General features: G+C 62.9%; 16 protein-coding genes and 2 pseudogenes. 8 read left to right on the top strand and 10 right to left on the bottom strand.

Annotated features, from left to right (window positions below):
* Window positions 1–7 precede the first annotated feature (7 nt).
* From hslV to BKP54_RS29300, 5 genes are all read left to right on the top strand, one after another.
* The gene (gene hslV, locus BKP54_RS29280; RefSeq protein ID WP_025425359.1) at window positions 8–565 is read left to right on the top strand and encodes an ATP-dependent protease subunit HslV; all 558 of its coding nucleotides are present in this window, start codon (window positions 8–10) and stop codon (window positions 563–565) included.
* Window positions 555–1,076 (top strand): GNAT family N-acetyltransferase, encoded by a 522-nt coding sequence (locus BKP54_RS29285; RefSeq protein ID WP_025425360.1) that lies wholly within the window; start codon window positions 555–557, stop codon window positions 1,074–1,076. The genes hslV and BKP54_RS29285 overlap by 11 nt, the downstream gene beginning before the upstream one ends.
* Window positions 1,073–2,377, top strand: a complete 1,305-nt coding sequence (hslU, locus tag BKP54_RS29290) for an ATP-dependent protease ATPase subunit HslU (RefSeq protein WP_025425361.1) — start codon at window positions 1,073–1,075, stop codon at window positions 2,375–2,377. The genes BKP54_RS29285 and hslU overlap by 4 nt, the downstream gene beginning before the upstream one ends.
* A 234-nt stretch (window positions 2,378–2,611) precedes the next feature.
* Complete coding sequence (locus tag BKP54_RS29295) at window positions 2,612–3,538, top strand: DUF1402 family protein (RefSeq protein ID WP_057225751.1); 927 nt, start codon at window positions 2,612–2,614, stop codon at window positions 3,536–3,538.
* Window positions 3,539–3,612: 74 nt separating this feature from the next.
* A complete protein-coding gene (locus tag BKP54_RS29300) occupies window positions 3,613–5,007 on the top strand; it encodes a cytochrome P450 (RefSeq protein WP_025425363.1) in 1,395 nt (464 codons plus the stop codon).
* Here the strand turns inward: BKP54_RS29300 and BKP54_RS29305 are convergent.
* Window positions 4,961–5,581: a hypothetical protein gene (locus BKP54_RS29305; protein ID WP_025425364.1), complete on the bottom strand. Its 621-nt coding sequence runs from the start codon at window positions 5,579–5,581 to the stop codon at window positions 4,961–4,963. The genes BKP54_RS29300 and BKP54_RS29305 overlap by 47 nt on opposite strands.
* Before the next feature lie 144 nt (window positions 5,582–5,725).
* Between BKP54_RS29305 and BKP54_RS29310 the strand changes: the two genes are divergently transcribed.
* Window positions 5,726–7,729 carry a hydantoinase/oxoprolinase family protein gene (locus BKP54_RS29310; protein WP_057206506.1) on the top strand — a complete coding sequence of 668 codons (2,004 nt, stop codon included), beginning with the start codon at window positions 5,726–5,728 and terminating at the stop codon, window positions 7,727–7,729.
* 115 nt (window positions 7,730–7,844) lie between these two features.
* Window positions 7,845–10,004, top strand: a pseudogene (locus BKP54_RS29315) (malate synthase G); the annotation flags it as partial.
* A gap of 144 nt (window positions 10,005–10,148) precedes the next feature.
* Here the strand turns inward: BKP54_RS29315 and BKP54_RS29320 are convergent.
* Both BKP54_RS29320 and BKP54_RS29325 read right to left on the bottom strand, forming a co-directional pair.
* Window positions 10,149–12,086 carry a methyl-accepting chemotaxis protein gene (locus tag BKP54_RS29320; RefSeq protein WP_057206497.1) on the bottom strand — a complete coding sequence of 646 codons (1,938 nt, stop codon included), beginning with the start codon at window positions 12,084–12,086 and terminating at the stop codon, window positions 10,149–10,151.
* Between the two features lie 269 nt (window positions 12,087–12,355).
* The gene (locus BKP54_RS29325; RefSeq protein ID WP_057206500.1) at window positions 12,356–13,045 is read right to left on the bottom strand and encodes a L,D-transpeptidase; all 690 of its coding nucleotides are present in this window, start codon (window positions 13,043–13,045) and stop codon (window positions 12,356–12,358) included.
* Window positions 13,046–13,228: 183 nt separating this feature from the next.
* Here BKP54_RS29325 and BKP54_RS29330 point away from each other — a divergent pair, with 183 nt between their 5' ends.
* On the top strand, window positions 13,229–13,768 hold the full coding sequence (locus tag BKP54_RS29330) for an MmcB family DNA repair protein (protein ID WP_025425368.1): 540 nt from the start codon (window positions 13,229–13,231) through the stop codon (window positions 13,766–13,768).
* Here BKP54_RS29330 and BKP54_RS29335 read toward each other — a convergent pair whose 3' ends face one another.
* The 7 genes and pseudogenes from BKP54_RS29335 to BKP54_RS36275 all read right to left on the bottom strand — a co-directional run.
* The gene (locus BKP54_RS29335) at window positions 13,769–14,353 is read right to left on the bottom strand and encodes an ActR/PrrA/RegA family redox response regulator transcription factor (RefSeq protein WP_025425369.1); all 585 of its coding nucleotides are present in this window, start codon (window positions 14,351–14,353) and stop codon (window positions 13,769–13,771) included.
* 83 nt (window positions 14,354–14,436) lie between these two features.
* Window positions 14,437–15,741, bottom strand: coding sequence for an ActS/PrrB/RegB family redox-sensitive histidine kinase (locus BKP54_RS29340; RefSeq protein WP_025425370.1), 1,305 nt, complete (start codon window positions 15,739–15,741; stop codon window positions 14,437–14,439).
* Window positions 15,742–15,781: 40 nt separating this feature from the next.
* Window positions 15,782–18,241: an ATP-dependent helicase HrpB gene (hrpB, locus tag BKP54_RS29345; protein WP_084815295.1), complete on the bottom strand. Its 2,460-nt coding sequence runs from the start codon at window positions 18,239–18,241 to the stop codon at window positions 15,782–15,784.
* A pseudogene (locus BKP54_RS37410) lies at window positions 18,238–18,902 on the bottom strand (ATP-binding cassette domain-containing protein). The gene hrpB and the pseudogene BKP54_RS37410 overlap by 4 nt, the downstream one beginning before the upstream one ends.
* Window positions 18,903–20,534: an ABC transporter permease gene (locus BKP54_RS29355; RefSeq protein WP_051509141.1), complete on the bottom strand. Its 1,632-nt coding sequence runs from the start codon at window positions 20,532–20,534 to the stop codon at window positions 18,903–18,905.
* A 78-nt stretch (window positions 20,535–20,612) separates the two neighbouring features.
* Entirely contained in the window at window positions 20,613–21,839 is a 1,227-nt protein-coding gene (locus tag BKP54_RS29360; protein WP_057206504.1) for an ABC transporter substrate-binding protein, read from the bottom strand.
* A gap of 176 nt (window positions 21,840–22,015) precedes the next feature.
* Window positions 22,016–22,355: hypothetical protein (locus tag BKP54_RS36275; RefSeq protein WP_210190577.1), on the bottom strand; the 340-nt coding region annotated here is incomplete at its 5' end.

The raw sequence follows: 22,355 nt of genomic DNA on the forward strand, positions 1-22,355 counted from the left end.
ATCTTCAATGAGTGAACACAATCCCTACGGAACGATGCATGCGACCACCATCATCACGGTGCGCAAGGACGGCAAGGTGGTGATGGCCGGCGACGGCCAGGTCAGCCTTGGCCAGACGGTGATGAAGAGCAATGCCCGCAAGGTACGGCGTCTCGCCAAGGGCGACGTTATCGCCGGCTTTGCCGGGGCGACGGCCGATGCCTTCACGCTTCTGGAGCGGCTCGAAGCCAAGCTGGAGCAATATCCCGACCAGTTGATGCGCGCGGCAGTGGAACTCGCCAAGGATTGGCGCACCAACAAGTATTTGCGCAATCTCGAAGCGATGATGCTGGTCGCCGACAAGTCGATCACGCTGGCGATTACCGGCAATGGCGACGTGCTGGAGCCGGAACATGGAACGATCGCCATCGGCTCGGGCGGCAACTATGCCTTTGCCGCGGCCCGCGCCCTGATGGACAGCGACAAGTCGGCCGAAGAAATCGCCCGCCGGGCGCTCGAGATCGCAGGCGACATCTGCGTCTATACCAACCACAATATCGTGGTGGAGACGCTGGATGGCAACTGACCAGGTTCATGTCAGCTTCGAACGGGTGGCCGATGACCACCTGCCGATGCTGCATGCCTGGTTGAGCGAGCCGCATGTGCGGCAATGGTGGGGTGATCCGGACAAGGAAGTCGTGTTGATCCGCGACGGCTGCGCCACGGGCGAAGTGGATGGCTTCATCTTCCATGTAGCCGGCGAGCCCGCCGGCTACATCCAGTCCTGGACACCGTCCGAATATGACGAAGAGCCGTGGGCGAAGGATCTGCCCGGCGATGTCCCCGGCGTCGATATCTTCATCGGCCCGCCGGAGATGACCGGAAAAGGCGTGGCGTCGCTGGCCTTGAGGGCCTTTGCGCAGACGCTTTTTGCCGCCGGCGCACCACGGATCGTGATCGACCCCGATGCGGGCAACAGAAGGGCCGTGAGGGCCTATGCGAAAGCTGGCTTCGTGCCCTTTGGCGAATGGATAGATGCGTCCGGCCGCACACTCCTGATGGAGCTGACGCGGACCGAGTTTGAGAGGAATACATGAGTACTTTTTCACCTAGGGAAATCGTGTCGGAACTCGACCGGTTCATCATCGGCCAGAACGACGCCAAGCGCGCGGTGGCGATTGCGCTGCGCAACCGCTGGCGGCGCCAGCAGCTCGGCGACGAGTTGCGTGACGAGGTCATGCCGAAGAATATTCTGATGATCGGGCCGACCGGTGTCGGCAAGACGGAAATCTCCCGCCGTCTGGCAAAGCTTGCCGGTGCACCCTTCGTCAAGGTCGAGGCGACCAAGTTCACCGAAGTCGGCTATGTCGGCCGCGATGTCGAACAGATCATCCGCGACCTCGTCGAGGTCGGCATCGGTCTCGTGCGCGAAAAGCGCCGGGCGGAGGTCAAGGCAAGGGCGCACCAGAATGCCGAGGAGCGGGTGCTTGACGCGCTGGTCGGCGCCACGGCCTCGCCGGCAACGCGCGATTCCTTCCGCAAGAAGCTGCGCGCCAACGAACTGGACGACAAGGAGATCGAGGTCGATATCGCCGAGACCGGCGCGCCGGGCGGCTTCGAAATTCCGGGCATGCCGGGCGCCAATATCGGTGTACTCAACCTGTCGGAAATGTTCGGCAAGGCGATGGGCGCACGCACCAAGAAGGTCAAGACGACGGTCAAGGCTTCCTATGAGGTGCTCGTCAACGACGAGTCCGACAAGCTGCTCGACAACGAGCAGATCCAGCGCGAGGCGATGAGGGCGGTCGAGGACGACGGCATCGTCTTCCTCGACGAGATCGACAAGATCGCATCGCGTGAAGGCGGCATGGGTGCCGGCGTATCGCGCGAAGGCGTTCAGCGCGATCTGCTGCCGCTGGTGGAAGGCACGACGGTTGCGACCAAGTATGGACCGGTAAAGACCGATCACATTCTCTTCATCGCCTCGGGCGCCTTCCATGTGTCGAAGCCTTCCGATCTTCTGCCCGAACTGCAGGGCCGCCTGCCGATCCGCGTCGAGCTGCGTGCCCTGACCAAGGAAGACTTCCGCCGCATCCTGACGGAGACCGAGGCGAGCCTCATCCGTCAGTACAAGGCTCTGCTTGAGACGGAAGAAGTGAAACTCGACTTCACCGACGATGCCATCGATGCGCTTGCCGACGTGGCAGTCCAGCTCAACTCGAGCGTCGAGAACATCGGCGCCCGCCGGCTGCAGACGGTGATGGAGCGCGTGCTGGATGAAATCTCGTTCAATGCGCCGGATAGCGCTGGCCAGGCTATCACGATCGATGCCGAATATGTGCGCAAGCACGTCGGCGATCTCGCCGCCAACACCGACCTGTCGCGTTACATCCTGTGACGCACGCGTTGCATCCTGTAACGCGGAGGTGGCGGCAATCCTTTGCCGTCAGGCAACCGTGAAGATGCAAGGCGCTGTCTCTCGACAGGCGCCTTCATTTTTTCTAACACGGAAACCGCAATCGATCGTGGCCGGAGGCATCTTTCCGACACGATCCTGTCGTAGGAGCCGCACCGCCGGATAGGGCGTCTCCACCGTTCATAGGAAGAAGAGATCGTGCGTTTTACCGCCTGCATGCTCGCTATTGCCACGTTTTGCCTGACCGCAGGCCAGACGATGGCGGCCAATGTTGTTCCGCCGGGCAACCGGAACGTCGAACAACCCGGCATCCCGGGCGCATCCGTTCGCCGCACCAAGGCCGGCCGCACGTCCTTCGATGCCAAATTCGAGAAGGTGCGGGATCTGCTCGCCAATGACCGGCAGCTGATCAGCAAGATCAAGTCGACGTCGCGCGCCTATGGCATCGCACCGATCCACATGATCGGCGCCATCGTCGGCGAACATACCTACAATGTCGATGCCTACGATCGGCTGCAGTCCTACTACGTCAAGGCTGCAGCCTATGCCGGCAACAGCTTCCAGTTCGGCTATGACGGCGAGACGGTGGCTGAGTTCGTCGCCCGCCCGCAATTTGCCGACTGCACCGGAAAGAAGAGCTCCTATTCGCTGTGGAGCTGCCGCGAGCGGGTCTGGGACAGCGAATTCCGCGGCAAGTCCGTCGGCGGCAAGTCCTTCCCGAACAACCGTTTCAGCGCCGTTTTCTTCCAGCCGTTCTTTGCCGGCCAGACCTTTGGCCTCGGGCAGATCAATCCGCTGACCGCCCTGATGCTGACCGATATCGTCTCGAAGACGTCGGGCTACGAACGGCTCGACGAGAACAACGCCGCCGGGGTCTACGAGGCGATCATGGATCCTGATGTCTCGCTCGCCTATATGGCCGCCTCGATCCGCCACTCGATCGACGTCTACAAGTCGATCGCCGGCGTCGATATTTCAGGCAATCCCGGCGTCACCGCCACGCTTTACAATGTCGGCAATCCGGACCAACGCGCAGCAGCCCTTGCCGCCAGGAACCAGGGCGGCGAGACCCAGTGGCCCGAAGAAAACTATTACGGCTGGCTGGTGAACGACAAGCTCGTGGAGCTCGAAGGCCTGTTGTGATTCATGTGAAGCACTTTCCTTGATTGCGCCGTAAAAACCTGAAATCCTGGCGCAATCGAGAAAGGCCTATCACCATGGACATGCGTCCGGAGCCCTTCGAACCACCGGCTCCCATTCCTCGGGTCGGCGTGCCGTCCTACCTGAAGATCATCAAGACTGTTCTGCGCAATCCGCTCGAACTCTGGGGCGAGCCGTCCTACACGCTGCCGTGGATCGAGACCAAGTTCATCACGCAGCGCACCCTGATCGTCAACGATCCCGGCCTCATCCGCTATATCCTCGTCGAAAACGTCAGCAACTATGAGATGTCGAAGGTTCGGCGGCTGATCCTCCGCCCGATCCTGCGTGACGGTCTTCTGACGGCCGAAGGCGAGATCTGGAAACGGTCGCGCAAGGCCATTGCGCCGGTTTTTACCCCGCGCCACGCCAAGGGATTCGCCGGGCAGATGCTGCGCCGGTCGGAAGAGTTCGTCGAACGCTACGCGCACGCGAAGGTGAAGCCGTTCACCACCAATGTCGCCAGCGACATGACCGAACTGACCTTCGATATCCTGGCGGAAACGCTGTTTTCCGGTGAGGTCGCCGTCGAAAGGGAGGGCTTCGTCCAGAGTGTAGAAGAGCTTCTGCACCGCATGGGGCGCGTCGATCCGATGGATATCCTGCTGGCGCCGGAATGGCTGCCGCGATTGACCCGCATCGGCGGCAAGAAGGTCATGAACCGGTTCCGGTCGATCGTCTCGGAAACGATGGCGATGAGGCGCCAGCGCATGGCGACGGACCCAGCAGGCACGCCCAACGATTTCCTCACATTGCTGCTGCAGACGGAGGGCGCAAACGGCCTTTCGACGCAAGAGATCGAGGACAATATCCTCACCTTCATCGGCGCCGGGCATGAGACCACTGCCCGGGCGTTGGCCTGGACGCTCTATTGCGTCGCCAACACGCCGGCTTTCCGCGAGACGATGGAGGCGGAGATCGACACCGTGCTCAAGAGCGGTGCCGAACCGGTCGAATGGCTGAACCTGATGCCGCATGTGCTGGCGGCCTTCGAGGAGGCGATGCGTCTCTACCCGCCGGCGCCGTCGATCAATCGCGCCGCCATCGAGGAGGACGAATGGACGTCACCGTCCGGCGAGCGCGTCAGGATACCCAAGGGCATCGCGGTTCTGGTGATGCCGTGGACGTTGCACCGTCACGTGCTCTACTGGGACCGGCCGCGCGCCTTCATGCCCGAGCGTTTCCTGCCGGAAAACCGCGAGAAGCTGCATCGTTTTCAGTATCTGCCTTTCGGCGCCGGACCGCGCATCTGCATCGGCGCGACCTTCGCGCTGCAGGAGGCGGTCATTGCGCTTGCCGTCCTGATGCATCGGTTCCGTTTCGACGTCACCGACGAGACCCGGCCCTGGCCGGTGCAGAGGCTGACTACTCAACCGCGGGGCGGCTTGCCGATGCGGGTTTCGGCTCGCTGAAGGTCTTGCCGGGAATAGCCGATTGCACGCCACGCACCGGCGAATCCGCCGGCATCGGCTGCGGCAACAGCTTCGATGGCTTCTTGATGGTCTTGATCGCGGCGCAGGTCGCATCCCCGACATTGTCGCAGGGCTTGTAGACGACGATCTCGCTGCCGGCACCGTCGTCCCACACCGCCTGGATCGTCAATGTCTTGGCCTCGTTTGCGGGCAGCGAGATGTAGACATACTCGGCCGTTTCGTCGGCGGGCAGGTTGAAGGGGATCTGCGGATTGCATTTTGCCAAGGGGAAGCGCTTGTCGAGAGCGTCCGAGTTGATCGAGTAGCGGATTTCCGATAGCCGGCAATGCATCGTCTGCAGCGCGGTAAAATAGATCAGCTGCCGGTCGTCGTAGTTGCGAAACTGGATCCACCCGGTCTGCTTGTTGGCGTCGAGCATCGCCTTGTAGATCGAGACGTCGGGCAGTTGCGGCTTGTATTCCTCCTCCACGGCGTCCTGCGCGCCGCCCGGCTGGGCGAAGAGCAGACCTGCCGCAAGAATGCCGGCGACTGCCGAAGCTCTGGAAAACGTCATGCCGCACCCCCGTTCGTATCGTGTCGCTCTGCTGACTGCGAATGTCCGCGACACGATGGCCTTCTCCTCCAATATGTCATATCACCGGATCGATCCCCATTGAACCCGGCGCTACCCCGGGCCGAAACACTGGACTGGCTTGAATTGACGTCCCATTTTCTTCTCGGCATCGATACCGGCGGAACCTACACCGACGCCGTTCTCTTCAGCGAAACGGCGGGTGTCGTCGCCAAGGCAAAGGCGCTGACGACCCGCCACGATCTGGCCGTCGGGATTTCCGGCGCGGTGGAATCCGTCTTGGAGAAGGCCGGCGTCCCGGCTTCCGCCATCGGCCTCGTATCCCTGTCGACCACGCTTGCGACCAACGCGCTCGTCGAGGGCCAGGGCGGCCGTGCCGGCCTGGTGATGATCGGCTTCGGGCCAGACGATCTCAAGCGTGACGGGCTGCAGGATGCGCTCGGCTCCGATCCGGTGATCTTCCTGCCGGGCGGTCACAACGTTCACGGCGGCGAGACGCCGCTCGACATGACCGCGCTCGATGAGGCCCTGCCGACCTTGGCCAATCAGGTTTCCTCCTTTGCGATCGCCGGCTATTTTGCCGTCCGCAATCCGGATCACGAGAAGCGGGTGCGCGACCGCATCCGCGAAGTCTCGCATCTGCCGGTTACCTGCAGCCATGAGCTTTCGTCCAAGCTCGGCGGCCCGCGCCGGGCGCTGACGACACTGCTGAACGCCCGGCTCGTCTCGATGATCGATCGCCTGATCGGCTCGTGCGAGGGCTTTTTGAAGTCCCGCGGCATCGATGTGCCCATGATGGTTGTGCGCGGCGATGGCGCCTTGATCTCGGCCGAGGAGGCAAGACTTCGGCCGATCGAGACGATCCTTTCCGGCCCTGCCGCCAGCCTTGTCGGTGCGCGGCACCTGACCGGCCTCGACAATGCCGTGGTCTCGGATATCGGCGGCACGACGACGGATGTCGCGGTACTTGACCGCGGTCGTCCGCGGCTCGATGGCGAAGGTGCGGTGGTCGGCGGTTTCCGCACCATGGTCGAGGCGGTGGCGATGCGCACCTATGGCCTTGGCGGCGATTCGGAGGTCCGCATCAATGATCGTGGGCTGAAGGCGAAGATCGACCTTGGGCCGAGGCGGTTGATGCCGCTCAGCCTCGCGGCGGCGCTGCATGGCGATGCGGTGCTGTCCGTTTTGGAAAAACAACTGCGGGCGCAACATGCCGGCCGCAACAACGGCCGCCTGGCTGTTCGCACCGGTCTACCCGACCATCTGGCGAGCGGTCTGCAGCCACAGGAGCAGGCGCTCTACGAGCGCATCGGCACAGTGCCGATCTCGCTTGAAAACCTGCTGACCTCGACGCCGCAGCGGGCAACGCTGGACCGGCTGGTGGCACGCGGCCTGGTGCATATCTGCGGCCTGACGCCCTCCGATGCAATGCATGTGCTCGGCAGGCAGTCGCAATGGAGCGTCGAGGCTGCCCGTCTCGGCATCGAACTGGCAGCGCGCATCCGCGACGGCTCCGGCCAGCCGATTGCTGCATCTGCCGAGGCGATGGCCGAGATGATCGTCGATCGCGTCACGCGCCAATCGTGCGAAGTCATCCTGCAGGCCTGTCTCGGCGAAGACGGGGCAGGGGCCATCGACCCGGCGGTCTCGCAGGCAGTCGATCGTGCTCTGACCCGCGCGCCTGGTATCGTGCGGTTTTCGATCGGTCTCGATCGCCCGCTCGTCGGTTTGGGGGCTTCGGCCCCGGTCTATTATCCCGCCATTGCCGACATGCTTGGCACCGAGCCATCCATCCCTGATGAGGCCGATGTCGCAAATGCCGTCGGTGCGGTTGTCGGCCAGGTGCGGGCAACCGTCACCGTGTTCGTCACCACGCCGGAAGAGGGCATTTTCATCGTCAACGGAGCAGGGGTGAGCGAGCGTTTTCTCGATCAGGACCAGGCCTTTTCAGCGGCCCGCCGTCGCGCCGAGACGATGGCGCTTGAGGCGGCACGCACCAACGGTGCCGACGAGCCGGCTTCGATGCTGCGAGAAGAAATCGACGCTCCCGAGGTCGAAGGAAGCCGCAAGCTGGTCGAGGCACGTTTCATCGCGTCGGCGAGCGGCAGGCCGCGCATTGCCCATGGCTGATCTTTTCGATTTTGGAAATAATTCTTCGCATCCTTGCTGAATTGACAGGGAATGAATTGGTGAGAAACTGCCGGCCTTTCACGCGCGCGAGTGGCCTGTTTCAAGGAGTAAAAAGATGGACCGCATTGAGAAATACGGATTGAAGATCGATGCAGGTCTGCATGGCTTTCTGGTCGACGAGGCGATGCCGGGCACCGGCGTCGACGCCGAGCGGTTTTTTTCCGCGCTGTCGGAGATCGTCCATGACCTCGCGCCGAAGAACCGCGCCTTGCTTGCCAAGCGCGACGATCTGCAGGCCAGGATCGATGCCTGGTATCGCGAAAATGGCGCGCCGAGCGACCTCGAAGCCTACCAGGGCTTTCTGAAGGAGATAGGTTATCTCCTGCCTGAGGGCCCCGAGTTTTCTGTTTCGACTGATAATGTCGATCCTGAAATCGCTACGATCGCCGGTCCGCAGCTCGTCGTTCCCGTCATGAATGCACGCTATGCCCTCAACGCCGCCAACGCACGCTGGGGTTCGCTCTATGACGCCCTCTACGGCACCGATGCCATTTCCGACGAAGGCGGTGCGGAAAAGGGACGCGGCTACAATCCCAAGCGCGGCACCAAGGTCATTGCCTGGGCGCGCGACTTCCTCAATGCAAGCGCGCCGCTGGAAAGCGGCAGCTGGGCGGATGTTGCGTCGCTGAAGATTGCTTCCGGCAGCCTTTCGGTTGCGCTTGCGGGCGGAGCGAAGACGACGCTTCGCAACTCCGAGCAGTTTGCCGGCTTTGCGGGTTCGCACGAAGCGCCGTCGCAGATCGTTCTCCGGCACAACAATCTGCATGCCGTCGTCGTTCTCGATGCGACGACTCCGATCGGCAAGGATGACCCGGCTCATATTTCCGACGTCATTCTCGAATCCGCGATCACCACCATCATGGACTGCGAAGATTCGGTTGCGGCGGTCGATGCCGAAGACAAGGTCGTCGTATACCGCAACTGGCTCGGCCTGATGAAGGGCGATCTCGAGGAGGAAGTCGCCAAGGGCGGCCGCAGCTTCATGCGCCGCCTCAACGCCGATCGCGTCTACACGGCGCCAAGTGGGGGCACGCTGACCTTGCCAGGCCGCTCGTTGATGCTGGTGCGCAACGTCGGTCACCTGATGACGAATCCGGCTATCCTTGATCGCGACGGAAACGAGGTGCCGGAAGGCATCATGGACGCGATGGCAACCGCGCTGATCGCTCTGCACGATATCGGCCAGGGCGGCCGCCGCATGAACTCCCGCGACGGCTCAATCTATGTCGTCAAGCCGAAGATGCATGGGCCGGAAGAAGTCGCTTTCGCCTGCGAGATCTTCTCGCGCGTCGAGGCGGCACTCGGCATGCCCGCCAACACCATGAAGATGGGCATCATGGACGAGGAGCGCCGCACGACGGTCAATCTCAAGGAGTGCATCCGCGCCGCGCGCGAACGCGTCGTCTTCATCAACACCGGTTTCCTCGATCGCACCGGCGACGAGATCCACACTTCGATGGAAGCCGGTCCGATGATCCGCAAGGGCGACATGAAACAGGCCGCCTGGATCGGCGCTTACGAAAACTGGAACGTCGACATCGGTCTCGAATGCGGGCTTTCCGGCCATGCGCAGATCGGCAAGGGCATGTGGGCCATGCCGGACCTGATGGCGGCGATGCTGGAGCAGAAGGTCGCCCACCCGAAGGCGGGTGCCAATACCGCCTGGGTGCCGTCGCCGACGGCTGCGACCCTGCACGCTACGCATTATCACCGGGTCAATGTCGCCGACGTTCAGGCCGGCTTGAAGAGCCGGGCACGGGCCAAGCTCAGCGATATACTGTCGGTTCCGGTCGCGACCCGTCCGAACTGGACGCCAGAGGAAATCCAGCGCGAGCTCGATAACAACGCGCAGGGCATTCTCGGCTACGTCGTGCGCTGGGTCGATCAGGGCGTCGGTTGCTCCAAGGTGCCCGACATCAACAATGTCGGCCTGATGGAGGATCGTGCCACTCTGCGCATCTCGGCGCAGCACATGGCGAACTGGTTGCATCACGGCGTCGTCACCGAGGCGCAGGTGGTCGAGACGATGGAGCGCATGGCCGCCGTCGTCGACGGCCAGAACGCCGATGATGCACAGTATGCAGCGATGGCCGGCAATTTTGACGGCTCGATTGCCTTCCAGGCAGCGCTCGAGCTGGTGCTCAAGGGCCGCGAGCAGCCGAACGGTTATACCGAACCGGTCCTGCATCGCCGTCGCCGCGAGTTGAAGGCCCGGCTGCGCCTGATCAAGGCGGCGCCGGGCTTCATCAACGCCGGAGACTTTCCAGGAAAACTGCGAAGCGGTTTTCCGTCCGGAAACGCGAAAAACCAAAGACATAGGGCGTTTCCGTGCCTCCGTTTGGGGCGGAAACGCTGTAGATCAGAACTCGGCCCAGCCTTCGGTGGACAAGGCCGCGTTGCCCTGCACCGCATACCCAGCCGATCGTACCGCAGGCGGTCGGTTTCCGATGTTCGCGTGCTGTTGGGGCGTGACGGCGCGGGGCGGCGTCCGCCGCGCCTCTGGCTTGGCCGCGGCACGGGTTTCCCCGGAAAGTTGGAACCTTCCGATCAGGGCGCGAAGGTTCGTGCCTTCCTGGGCAAGCGTCGCCGACGCGGCATTCGCCTCCTCGACCATGGCGGCGTTGCGCTGCGTCACCTGATCCATCTGGTTGACGGCGGTATTGACCTCGGCCAGCCCTACCGACTGTTCCCGGGCCGAGGTGGCGATGGCAGCCATATGCTCGTTGATGGTGATGACGTGCGCCTCGATGGTCTTGAGCGCCTCGCCGGTGTCGCGCACCAGCCGCACCCCGCTCTCGACTTCGGAGCTGGAGCTGCGAATCAGTTCCTTGATTTCCTTGGCTGCCTTTGCCGAACGCTGCGCCAGTTCGCGCACTTCCTGCGCCACGACCGCAAATCCCTTGCCGGCGTCGCCCGCCCGCGCTGCCTCGACGCCGGCGTTCAGCGCCAAAAGGTTGGTCTGAAAGGCGATCTCATCGATCACACCGATGATGCTGGAAATCTGACTGGATGATTCTTCGATCCGCCGCATCGCCTCGACGGCATTGGCCACGACGACGGCCGACTGCGTCGCGCTGGTCTTTGCTTCGCCTGCCACGTCGCGGGCTTCCTCCGTCCGGCGCGAGGAATTGCTGACATTGGCGGTGATCTGGTCGAGGGCCGCTGCCGTTTCCTCCAGGGATGCCGCCTGTTGCTCCGTGCGTTTCGACAGGTCGTCGGCGCTCTGGCTGATTTCGCGGGTGCCCATGCCGATATTGCCGGCGCTGTCAGCGACGGCGAGCATGGCATCGTTGAGCTGCGCGGCGGCCTTGTTGAGGTCGTGACGCAACTGCTCGAACTCTGCGGAGAAGGGTTCCTCCAGCCGCACGGCGAGATCGCCGTCGGCCAGCCGCTGCAAGCCGGTCGCAAGGCCTGACGTCGCCTGGATCAATTTCTGCTGCGCGGCCTCTTCGGCCTCGTCCTGCATCCGCGTGCGTTCCGCTTCGCCATTGCGGCGGCTTTCCTCGGCCTCGGCCTGCAGACGAAGGTTGGATCGGGCCGCTTCCCGGAACGACTGGATGGCGCGGGCCATCTCGGCGATTTCGTCCTTGCCGGTCACATTCGATCCGTCGTCTTCGAGATGGCCGTCGATCAGCTTGCGCATCGCCCCGATCTGCCTGGCGAGCGGACCGATGACGCCACGTGAAACCACCAGGTAGGTTCCAGCAGCCAGCGCGAGAACGAGCAGGATGATGCCGATGCTGACAGCTCGCACCGTTTCGAATTCGCGATGCTGTTCCTGAAAGACCTTGTCCGACAAGTGCACCTGAAGGTCGGAAATTTCCGAGATGGTCTCGGTCAAGGGATCGATGGTTTCGTAAAGCGAGGTGCGAACGAAGCTGTCGAGCGCCGCAGAATCACGCTCAGACAGGATTTTCGTCAGCGTTGCGATCGAGTCCATCGCGACCACCATCTGCTGCTTGGCGTTCTCGACAAGCTTCTGCTCCTCCGGTGTCATAGAGGTCGCGACATAGGCGTCCCAATTGGCGGTTATCACCTGCCGGGCGTCGTTGACCGAGGCAAGACCGGCCTCCATCGTCTCGTTTCCGTTGCGCACCTTGTGCGCCGCATCGACGATCGAGACGGCAAAAGCGTCCGATGTTGCCTTCAGATTTTTCAAGGGAACGATACGGTCGGCATAGACCGCATCCATCGTCGCGCTGTTTTCGGCAAGCGCATGCTGGCTGTAGACGGCAATGCCGATCGCGATGAGTGACAACAGTGCAATCGCACTCAGGAGCTTGGTCTTGATCAGCATGGCGGTCCCTTGGTTAGGTATCTCTCGGCCACACTTTTTAATTAATTAGATAATCCTTACTTAATAAGGCGCTGAATTTCAGGCCTTCTTGCGCGTTTTTTGAACAAATAATCGCAACGGAACCGGAAGCCAGCCACCCTGGTTTGAAGCACCGGAAGCGGGGCAACTCTGCGTAGCGACGTCGAGGAAATATCGTCGTGGACGTTCGGCCAACAAAAAAGCCGCCGAGGAATCCGGCGGCTTTCTGATTGCATGATCCTGGTCGCGTTTTACTGCTGAACGACCACGCGTGCGTTCTTGCCCGGACGAACGCGGGAGTAGAGATCGATGATGTCCTGGTTCATCAGACGGATGCAGCCCGACGAAGCGGCCGTGCCGATCGACGACCATTCCGGCGTGCCATGCAGGCGGAACAGCGTGTCCTTGCCCTGGTCGTTGAAGAGATAGAGTGCACGAGCGCCGAGCGGGTTCTTCAGGCCCGGGCCCATGCCTGCCTCGACATACTTGGCCACTTCCGGCTTCCGTTCCGCCATTTCCTTCGGCGGGTGCCACATCGGCCATTCCTGCTTCCAGGCGATATAGGCTTCGCCTTCCCATGCAAAGCCGGCCTTGCCGACGCCGATTCCGTAGCGAACGGCCTTGCCGCCGGGCAGCACGTAGTAGAGGAACCGGTTCGGGGTGTTGACGACGATGGTGCCGGGACGCTCGCTCGTCGAATAATCGACGATCTGGCGATGGAAGCGGCCATCGACCTTGTTGATCGGAACTGCAGGGAGCGCGTAACCGTGATCCTCAACTGCGCCATAATTGCCCGAAAAGATCTGATTCGAAGCGACCTGTTCCGCAACGGGAGCAGGCTCACCGCTTGCCGTCTCGGACTTGGTCGAAGTTGTCGAGCAGCCGGCTACGGCGAGTGTCGCCGCCAGGCTGCACAGGAGGAAGGCATTGCGGAAGCGCATAGGAGTCTCTTAAAATAAGAAGCGAAGAAAAACTGGGTCGGCCCGACCATCAGTGACAACGGTTATTTTCGATTAGTTGCTGCTATGCAAGGGATTGCGTGGCAACAAGGCGGCGGGAAAGTGTAAATTCCGTGACGCTGGCTTTTTTGCAACAAAAGCGGTGGCAGACGAGAGTCTAGACGAATGACAATTCTCTCTATCCATGACGACAACCCTCTCGTGGACGGTCGACAATCGAATCGCGCGCTCATGGTGCGCCGCGGGGTTCAGCGGCTTTTCACGGAATTGCGCCACGCGGTGCTGCCGGAATTGACGCTCGCCAGCGGCCGGCGTGCCGATCTCATCTCGCTGTCGGCGAAGGGCGAAATCTGGATCGTCGAGATCAAGACGTCGATCGAGGATTTCCGCGTCGATCGCAAATGGCCTGATTATCGGCAGCACTGCGACCGGCTGTTCTTCGCCACCCATGGTGACGTCCCGCTCGATATCTTTCCGGATGATTGTGGATTGCTGCTGTCGGATGGCTACGACGGACACATCATTCGCGAGGCACCGGAACACCGGCTTGCACCGGCAACCCGCAAGTCCGTGCTGCAGCTCTTTGCCCGCACCGCCGCACAACGGCTGATGCTGGCGGAGTGGGCTGCCGAGCGCAATGGCGAACTCGGCAACTCCATTCGCGATATCGTTTCCGGCTCCCGCGACGGGTCAGCCGAGGGTTGACTACTTCGGCGCGCGTTTTGCCAGGATCCGCTGCAGCGTTCGGCGATGCATGTTGAGCCGACGCGCCGTCTCCGACACGTTGCGCTCGCACATCTCATAGACGCGCTGGATATGCTCCCACCGCACCCGGTCGGCCGACATCGGGTTTTCCGGTGGTTCGACCCGTTCGCCCTGGCGCTGCACCAGTGCTGCGAAGATGTCGTCGGCGTCGGCAGGCTTGGCGAGGTAGTCGACCGCGCCGAGCTTCACCGCATTCACGGCCGTTGCAATATTGCCGTAGCCGGTAAGCATGATCATGCGGGTGTCGTCACGGCGGCTGCGGATCGCCTCGATTACGTCGAGGCCGCTGCCGTCGCCGAGCCTCAGATCGATGACGGCGTATTTCGGCGGGTTGCCCTTCGCCTTGGCGATGCCTTCGGCAACGGACTCGGCGATATCGACGGTAAAGCCGCGCGCTTCCATGGCGCGGGCGAGGCGTCGAAGGAACGGCGCGTCATCGTCGACGAGCAGCAGCGTTCTGTCCGGTCCGATCAGTTCGGCGTCCTGGGCGTGCGTGCTGGGCGAAGCTGTCGATTTTTCGGTCATTCTCGCAATCCTTGGGCGAAAAACGGGACGTTTTCACCGAGATTATAGGTTTTCTGTCATCCCGTTCAATAAACTGCCAAACGTCATTTCGCCAGTTTCGTGTCCATCAGCGCACGCGGCCATTCGACGCTGACCTTGGCGCCGGGGCGATCGGCGCCGCCGTTCTCGAAGCGTAGGCGCGCGCCGGACCGCTCGAGCAGGGTCTTGGCAATGAATAGGCCGAGCCCCAGGCCGCCGGCGCTGTCATCCTTCTGCCTGCGCGTGACATAGGGTTCGCCGATGCGCATCAGAATATCGGGGGCAAATCCATCGCCGTCATCGGCAATCGTCACCTTGACGTGGTCGGCGGTGTGCTCGACCGTCACGGTCACCTCCTGCTTGGCATAGTCGACCGCATTTTCCAGTAGATTGCCGAGCCCGTAGAGAATGCCCGCATTGCGGTTGCCGACCGGCTCCGATGCCTTGTCACCCTTTTCGACAAGATTGATGTGAATGCCGAACTCGCGGTGCGGCGCCATCACTTCCTCGACCAGCGAGGATAGCGGCAAGAGCCGCATATGCTCTTCGCTTTCGGAGGACAGCGTCGTCAGCCGCTTGAGAATGTCGCGGCATCGCTCGCTCTGGCTGCGCAGCAGATGCACGTCCTCGCCGAAGCGTGGGTCGTCACCGAGCTCACGCTCCATTTCCTTGGCAACGACACTGATCGTGGCAAGCGGCGTGCCGAGCTCGTGGGCAGCGGCCGCCGCCAGGCCGTCGAGCTGCGAAAGGTGTTTTTCACGCTGGAGCACGAGCTCGGTCGCCGTCAACGCCTCCGACAGTTCGCTCGCTTCGAGCGAGACGCGGTAGGTATAGAACGCGGCAAAGGCCGTCATCGACACGATCGCGAACCAGATGCCGGCCGTCAGCACCCGCGGCATCAAGAGAAGCGTGCCGGGATACCAGGGCAGCGGGAACGGCGAAAAGGCAAGGACGGTCACACCGATGACCGCAAGGCCGGCAAGAACGATGCTGTGCGGCTTCGGCTGCGAGGCCGAGGAAATGATGACCGGAACGCAAAGCAGCGGCGCAAACGGATTGGCAAGCCCGCCGGTGATGAAGAGCAGGCCGGTCAGCTGCGCGAGATCGAGCCCGAGCAAGGCAAACGCGGCCGGCGGTCGCAACCGGTGCGTCGGGGGGAAGCGCAGGGTGAGGTAGGTGTTGACCAGCGCCAATGTGGCAATCAGCACCAGGCACAAGAGCAAGGGCAGCGGAAACTGCAGCCACAGCGTTGTGATGATGACGGCGATCGATTGGCCGCCGACCGCAAGCCAGCGCAGGCGGATGAGCGTCTGCAGGCGCAGGCTTCTGTTCGAAGTCGGATCATTGTGTTCCAGTGCCACTGCCGTCATGCCTGCTCTTGTTCCTATGGCCCCCGTCAAGGGTATTGCCTCATGTACCACGCGGTTTTGCCCGTGTCGTCGGCGCGGCCTCCGCCGGGTTCTCCGGCCAGGGGTGCTTGGGATAACGCCCGCGCATGTCGGCCCGGACATCCCGCCACGACCCGGCCCAGAAACCCGGCAGGTCACGCGTGGTCTGGATCGGCTGCCGGCCGGGCGAAATCAGTTCGAGCAGCAGCGGCAGCCGGCCATCGCCGATAGCAGGGTGTTTTTTGAGCCCGAAGAGTTCCTGCACCCGGATGGAGAGAAGCGGTTCGTCGCCGTCATAGTGGATCGGATGCCGTTGTCCCGTCGGCGCCTCGAAATGCGTCGGTGCCAGTTTTGCCAGCTCCCGCTGCCGGTCGTGCGGGACCAGCGACAGCAATCCTTCGGAAAGCGCGCCGGCCTTGATGTCGGCGATAGCGGTGACGCCGTGTTGAAACGGAACGAACCAGTCCTCGAGCGTCGCAAGCAGGGCTGCGTCGGAAACGTCCGGCCAGGGTTCGCCGAGCGAGCGATGCAGGAAACCGATGCGATCGCGCAGTTGCATCGCCTCCTTGGAAAACGGCAGGACCGCCAGTCCAAGCTGGCGAACGCCATCGGCAAGCGCGCGTGCTGCGCTTTCGCCAGTCGGTCTTGGAAGCGGCGCCTCCTCGAAGATGATCGCACCCAGCCGGGTGACGCGGCGCGCGCGCACCTGGCGGCTCGCCCGGTCGAAGACGCTTTGCTCTTCCCGCACGATCGCTTCGGGCATATGCGCGTCGACGTCGGCGCGCGAAAGCTCGGCCGCCGCCAGCACGCGCTGGCCGCCGGCGCGGCCCGTGAGGTCGGCGATCACAAGCATGTTTGCCGCAGCGAGGCGCTCGGTCTCGGCGATCTCGGCCCCACGGCCGTTTGCCATCACGAACCGCCCACGGCCACCGCGCTGAAGCGCGATGCGGTCCGGGAAGGCGTGCATCAGCAAGGCGCCGGGCTGGACCGGTTCGCTCGACTTTCGCGCCCCTTTGAGTTCCGCCGCCATGCGGCGGGCAAGATTGCGCGAGGCTTCGGCGCGCTCGCCGCGCTCCTGGCGAAAGCGGCGCAGTCGGTCCTCCAGGTCGATGGCGTTGCCGCCAAGGCCTTGCTCCGTCAGCATGACCGCGAGCAGACAGGCCGCCTCGCCCTGGCCCTCCTCGGCCGCCGAAACCGCCATGGTCGCAAGGCGCGGCGGCAGGGCCAGATCACGGATCTTGCGTCCCCTTGGGGTCAGCGCGCCGAAACCATCGAGCGCGCCAAGCTCGCTCAGCAGCTTTCGCGCTTCCATCAGGGTCGTTTCCGGCGGTGGGTCGATGAAGGCAAGCGCTGCGGGATCGGTGACGCCCCAGTGCGCCATGTCGAGCAGCAGTCCGGAAAGATCGCTGGCCAGGATCTGCGGCGGCGTGAAGGCCGCAAGCGCTGCAGTCTGGCCGGCATGCCAGAGGCGGATGGCAATGCCCGGCTCCGTTCGCCCGGCTCGGCCGGCGCGCTGATCGGCCGACGCACGCGAGACGCGCACGGTTTCAAGCCGGGTGATGCCGGTCGACGCTTCGAAGACCGGCAGTCTCTGCAAGCCGCTGTCGATGACGATCCGCACGCCGTCGATGGTGATCGAGGTTTCGGCGATCGAGGTGGCAAGAACGATCTTGCGCGTGCCTTTCGGCGCCGGCCGGATCGCCGCATCCTGCTCCTTCTGCGTCAGGTTTCCGTAAAGCGGAACGACCGTCGTATCGGCTGTAAACCGGTCGGCAAGCCGTGCCGCCGTCCGGGTGATTTCGGCCTGTCCCGGCAGAAAGGCGAGGATCGATCCTTCTTCGCTGCGATGCGCCTCGACGATGGCGCGCACGACTGCGTCCTCGACGCTCTCGCCGCCGCGGTCCTGGTTGCGGATGTCGATGGGGAAACTACGCCCCTGGCTTTCGACGACGGTCGCGTCACCGAGCAGTTTTGAAACGCGCTCGACGTCGAGTGTTGCCGACATGACGATGATCCGGAGATCGTCGCGCAGCGCAGACTGGACGTCGAGCGCCAGTGCCAGGCCGAAATCGGCATCGAGTGAACGTTCGTGAAATTCGTCGAAGAGAACCGCGGAGACGCCCGCCAGCTCCGGATCGTCGAGGATCATGCGGGCAAAAACGCCTTCGGTCACTACTTCGATCCGGGTCTTGGCCGATATCCGGTTGTCGAGTCGCATGCGATAGCCGACGGTTTCGCCCACTTTCTCGCCGAGTAGCTCCGCCATGCGCCCGGCCGCTGCCCGGGCGGCGAGCCGCCGGGGTTCGAGCAGGACGATCTTGCCGCCGTCGAGCCACGGTTGCTCGAGCAGGAACAGCGGCACGAGCGTCGTCTTGCCGGCGCCGGGTGGCGCCGAAAGCACGACGGAGCGGGCCTTGTCGAGAGCTTCGGCGATCTCGGGCAGGACCTCGCGAACCGGCAAGGCGGGCAGGGTAAGCGTCACGATTGTCTCTCCGCTCCGATATGGATGAGCGCACCGCCGGCGCGTCCGCGTCCGCGCGGTCATGGGTCACGAGGATTGTCGGCAGGCCTGCGGACCGCGCCTTGGCAAAGACCAGCTCGCGCGTTTGCTGGCGCAAGGCCATGTCGAGTTTGGAAAAAGGCTCGTCGAGCAGCAGCAGGCGCGGCTCGGAGAGAAGCACGCGTTGGAGCGCGACACGCGCCTTCTGCCCGCCCGAAAGCGTCTCCGGGTCGCGGTCGAAGAACCCGCCAAGCCCGCCTTCATCGAGCGCGTTTTCTGCCATCCGACGCCTGACGTCTCGGTCCTTGAACGCCTCGGGTATGGCAAAGACGATGTTGCCGCCGACCGAAAGATGCGGGAACAGCAGCGGATCCTGGAAGAGAATGCCGGTGTGGCGCTGTTGCGGCCGCAGCGCGATCAGATCGTCCTGCCCGAGCAGAACTGCACCGCTGGCGGTAAAGGCAGGGTCGAGAAATCCGCCGATATAGGCGAGCAGCGTCGACTTGCCGGAGCCCGACGGACCCATGATCGTCAGGACGTCGCCGGGCATGACCGTCGCCGAAACGGAAAGCAGCAGCCGGTCGGCCAGCCGGATCGTCACATCGGACAAAGTCAGAGGCATCGTCTTGCCTGGCGTTCGCATTCATATCCTCATTGCCCGTCGGTGGCGGAATAGCAACTGCGGCACGAGCGATGCAATGAGAAAACCGAGAAACGGCAACAGTGCCTGAAGCAGCGCATAAACGCCGATGATGCGCCGATCTCCTCCCGACGAAAGCGCCACCGCCTCGGTGGTGATCGTCGTCACCCGTCCGGCGCCGATCAGCACGGTCGGCAGGTAGAGGCTGACGGAGACCGCAAAGCCGACGGCAAATGCCGTCAGGCAGGCGCGAAGCAGCATGGGCAGTCGAATGGTCATGAGGATCTTGAGTGGCGATTTACCCAGTCCCGATGCGACCTGTTCGTAGCGCCGGTCGAGCGCCCGCCAGGGCGGCGCTAGTGACAGAAGCACATAGGGCAGAACGAAGACCAGATGCACGGCGGCAACGGTGGCGATCGACGGCGAAAACCCCGCCATTGCTGCCAGGATCTGCAATCCAAACACGAAGGCGATCTCCGGGACCAGCAATGGCAGGAAGACGGGAAACCAGCGCTCGGCGGTGCCGTGAGCACTGCGCGATAGCAGGCCGATGGCGATCGCAAGTGCGAGGAGCGATGACAGCAGGGCGATGATGATAGTGTTGGCCAGAGGTCCGGCGAACCCTCCAAGGGCGCGTTGCCATGTTCTGAAGGTGAGGCTTGTCGGCAGACTATCAGGGAATGGCCACAGCCCTGCAATCGACCAGAGCGCCAGCAGGCCGAGCCCGGTAAAGATCAACGCCGCGGACAAGGTCGTGATCACGGCTGCGGTCCGGCGAAGAAGTCGGTCGTCACTCAGGCGTTTTCCCGAAGCGCTCAGGCGCCGGTGACAAAGACGACCGAGCCGTTCGACGCCGATCCAGACCACGATCGCGAACAGGCCGAGCGCTAGCTGCAGCACGGCGCCGGCCGAAGCGAGGAACCGGGCGCCGATGTCGTCGTCGGCCAGCCATTGGGCGATACGTACCGGCAATGTCGGCGGCAATCGGGGCCCAAGGATCATCGCGACGTCGATCACCGAGGTCGAGTAGACCAGCACCGCGAAGACAGGCAGGCGGATCTGCCGATAAAGCAGCGGCCAGAGCGCGATGATAAAGCCCGATACCCGGCCATAGCCGAGAGCTGACATCAAACGTCGCGCATTCGCCACGGGCAGCTGCGGCAGTGCCGCCAGCATTACCAGCAGCAGAAAGGGCATCTCCTTGGCAATAAGACCGGATATCATCGACAACCCGAGCGGATCGTTCGGCACGAGCCAGTCCGGCGGTCGGTCGAAGCCGGTGAGTTCGGGAGAGGCGAGCCGAATGAGAAAACCGGACGGCGCGATCAGGAAGGCGATCGCAAATGCCGATGCGGCGTGCGGAACGGCCAGCAGCGGTGAAAGCAGATGCTGGATGAAGGCGAAGGGTCGCGTTCCGGCGAAACCCGCGACAAAGGTGCAGACCACCATCAGGGTGACAAACGTGCTGATCAACCCTGCCGCCAGACTGATCAGAGCCGAGCGCAGGATATGCGGCTGGGCGACCAGCGCCTCGAAATGCCCGAGCGTGAGCTGCGTACCGCCGAGTGCGGGCAGGTAGCCGAAGGCCGGAAGCAGGGTGCCGGCGAGACCAGCCAAAACCGGCAGGCACAGCATGACCGCCACACCTGTGCCGATGCCCCGCTGCAGGGCGTCCCTCACAGGGATGTCCGTCGATGGCGCCGGCACTCGCCGTTAATTGGCGGCGCCATATCGGCGGATCCATTCGGTTTCGATCCGCGTCATCCAGTCGGGATGCGGTTCGGCAAGCGCCGGGCCGAGCTGATCGGGCGGCAATGTCGCCACCCCGAGATCGAGGGCTGCAAAGGCGGCACGGTCGGCATCCGGTAGTTTCACCATCGCCAGCACCGTCGGGTCACCCCAGTATTGGGCGTCCTGTTTGCGCAACTGCGCCTCGGGAGAGAGCAGGAAATCCGCAAGCAGCAGCGCGCCCGCACCAGCATTGGCGTTATAGGGAATGGCAACGAAATGGGTGTTGCCAAGCGTTCCGCCGGAAAAGACGAAGGAGCGGACGGTGTCCGGCAGCTCGCCATTGGCGATAGCCGCCGAAGCTTCGGCGGGATTGAAGGCGAAGATGATGTCGAGTTCCCCGTCGGCCAGCTTCTGCTTCATATCGGGGTAGTTCTGCGGATAGGCCTTTCCCTTGCGCCATAACAACGGCGTCAGCTGGTCGAGATAGGCAAAGAGCGGCGCCACATCCTGTTGAAACGTTGCCTCGTCCACGGGCTTCAGCAACTTGCTCCTGTTATCGATGAGCTCGATCAGCGCCTGCTTCAAGAACGAGGAGCCGGCGAAATCCGGCGGCTGCGGATAGGAGAAGCGTCCCGGATGGGCCTTTGCCCAGCCAAGCAGGTCTTTTGCCGATGTGGGCAGCTGCGCGGTTGGCGTGCGGGCCTTGTCATAGAAAAAGACCAGTTTGGCGCCGCCCCAAGGGCTTTCGAGCCCTTCCGTCGGTACGGTGAAGTCGGTGAGGATTGTCGGCTTCGTCTCGTGGTCGACATAGGCCCAGTTCGGAAGCCGGGTTGCCCAGCTGGGGCTGAAGAGCAGGCCCTGCCGCTTCATCGCGGCAAAGTTCTCGCCATTGATCCAGATGAGATCGACGGTGCCGGCAGCATCCTTGCCCGCCGATTTCTCCGCAAGCACGGTTGCGACCGCTTTGGCGGTGTCATCGAGTTTTACATGCACGACGTTGACGCCGTAGCGCGCCTTCATCTGTTCGCCCGCCCAGGCGATATAGGCATTGATATTGGCTGAACCGCCCCAGGCGTTGAAATAAACCGTCTCGCCCTTGGCCTCGGAAACGACCGAAGCCCAGTTGTCGATGTCGAAAGCGGCCGCCGGGCAGGCAAGGCTAAGTGTGGCGACGACCGCCGCTGCCCATCGTCTTACCCATCCGATCATGCTGCACTCCCCCGCATTCGTGTTTCGGCGCGAAGGTAAGCCAAGCGCCTGTGGCGTCAATGCGCGCCGATGGTGGCGACCGTCACGTTTCGGTGAAACGACGGCAGTCTCGATGAGCACGGTTTGCCGTGAAGATGGGCGTTTTCCGCCGGGTGGGCGGCCTTTTTGCGAAGCTCCTAAGGAGAGGTAAGCGTGAGCGACGGCGTTTCCCTGGCTCTTGGCAACGCTTTTCGACCGATTGGCGAATGATTCTGGTTCTGGTTTTGCTGGTTTGGTGATGCGGAGCGGGCTGTTGATAACTCTCGTTTGAATTTCGTGTGTATTTTCAGAGTGTTGTTCGATCTTGTCGATTTTTTGCGATTGAGTGTTGACACCTGGGCTGAGGCTCCTCTATAAGCCCGATCACTGAACGAGGGCGGCGGCGCTGCTGGCGACGATGTCCTTCGTTTTAAGGTTTCCTTGATTGGCGGATGCTGATTGGTCGGGACGCGAGTTTCGGCGGGAAGTTTTGACGGT

Origin of the sequence: Ensifer sp. 1H6 (genome assembly GCF_001976035.1) — a bacterium.
Lineage (GTDB): Bacteria > Pseudomonadota > Alphaproteobacteria > Rhizobiales > Rhizobiaceae > Ensifer > Ensifer canadensis.

Excerpts from the sequence above, each read along its gene's own strand:
- BKP54_RS29340 (WP_025425370.1), bottom strand. The coding sequence starts at position 15,741 with ATGACGGCAGTGGCACTGGAACACAATGATCCGACTTCGAACAGAAGC.
- BKP54_RS29320 (WP_057206497.1), bottom strand. The coding sequence starts at position 12,086 with ATGCTGATCAAGACCAAGCTCCTGAGTGCGATTGCACTGTTGTCACTC.
- BKP54_RS29360 (WP_057206504.1), bottom strand. The coding sequence starts at position 21,839 with ATGATCGGATGGGTAAGACGATGGGCAGCGGCGGTCGTCGCCACACTT.
- hslU (WP_025425361.1), top strand. The coding sequence starts at position 1,073 with ATGAGTACTTTTTCACCTAGGGAAATCGTGTCGGAACTCGACCGGTTC.
- BKP54_RS29355 (WP_051509141.1), bottom strand. The coding sequence starts at position 20,534 with ATGCTGTGCCTGCCGGTTTTGGCTGGTCTCGCCGGCACCCTGCTTCCG.
- BKP54_RS29285 (WP_025425360.1), top strand. The coding sequence starts at position 555 with ATGGCAACTGACCAGGTTCATGTCAGCTTCGAACGGGTGGCCGATGAC.
- hslV (WP_025425359.1), top strand. The coding sequence starts at position 8 with ATGAGTGAACACAATCCCTACGGAACGATGCATGCGACCACCATCATC.
- BKP54_RS29300 (WP_025425363.1), top strand. The coding sequence starts at position 3,613 with ATGGACATGCGTCCGGAGCCCTTCGAACCACCGGCTCCCATTCCTCGG.
- BKP54_RS29330 (WP_025425368.1), top strand. The coding sequence starts at position 13,229 with ATGACAATTCTCTCTATCCATGACGACAACCCTCTCGTGGACGGTCGA.
- BKP54_RS29335 (WP_025425369.1), bottom strand. The coding sequence starts at position 14,353 with ATGACCGAAAAATCGACAGCTTCGCCCAGCACGCACGCCCAGGACGCC.
- BKP54_RS29305 (WP_025425364.1), bottom strand. The coding sequence starts at position 5,581 with ATGACGTTTTCCAGAGCTTCGGCAGTCGCCGGCATTCTTGCGGCAGGT.
- BKP54_RS29295 (WP_057225751.1), top strand. The coding sequence starts at position 2,612 with ATGCTCGCTATTGCCACGTTTTGCCTGACCGCAGGCCAGACGATGGCG.
- BKP54_RS29325 (WP_057206500.1), bottom strand. The coding sequence starts at position 13,045 with ATGCGCTTCCGCAATGCCTTCCTCCTGTGCAGCCTGGCGGCGACACTC.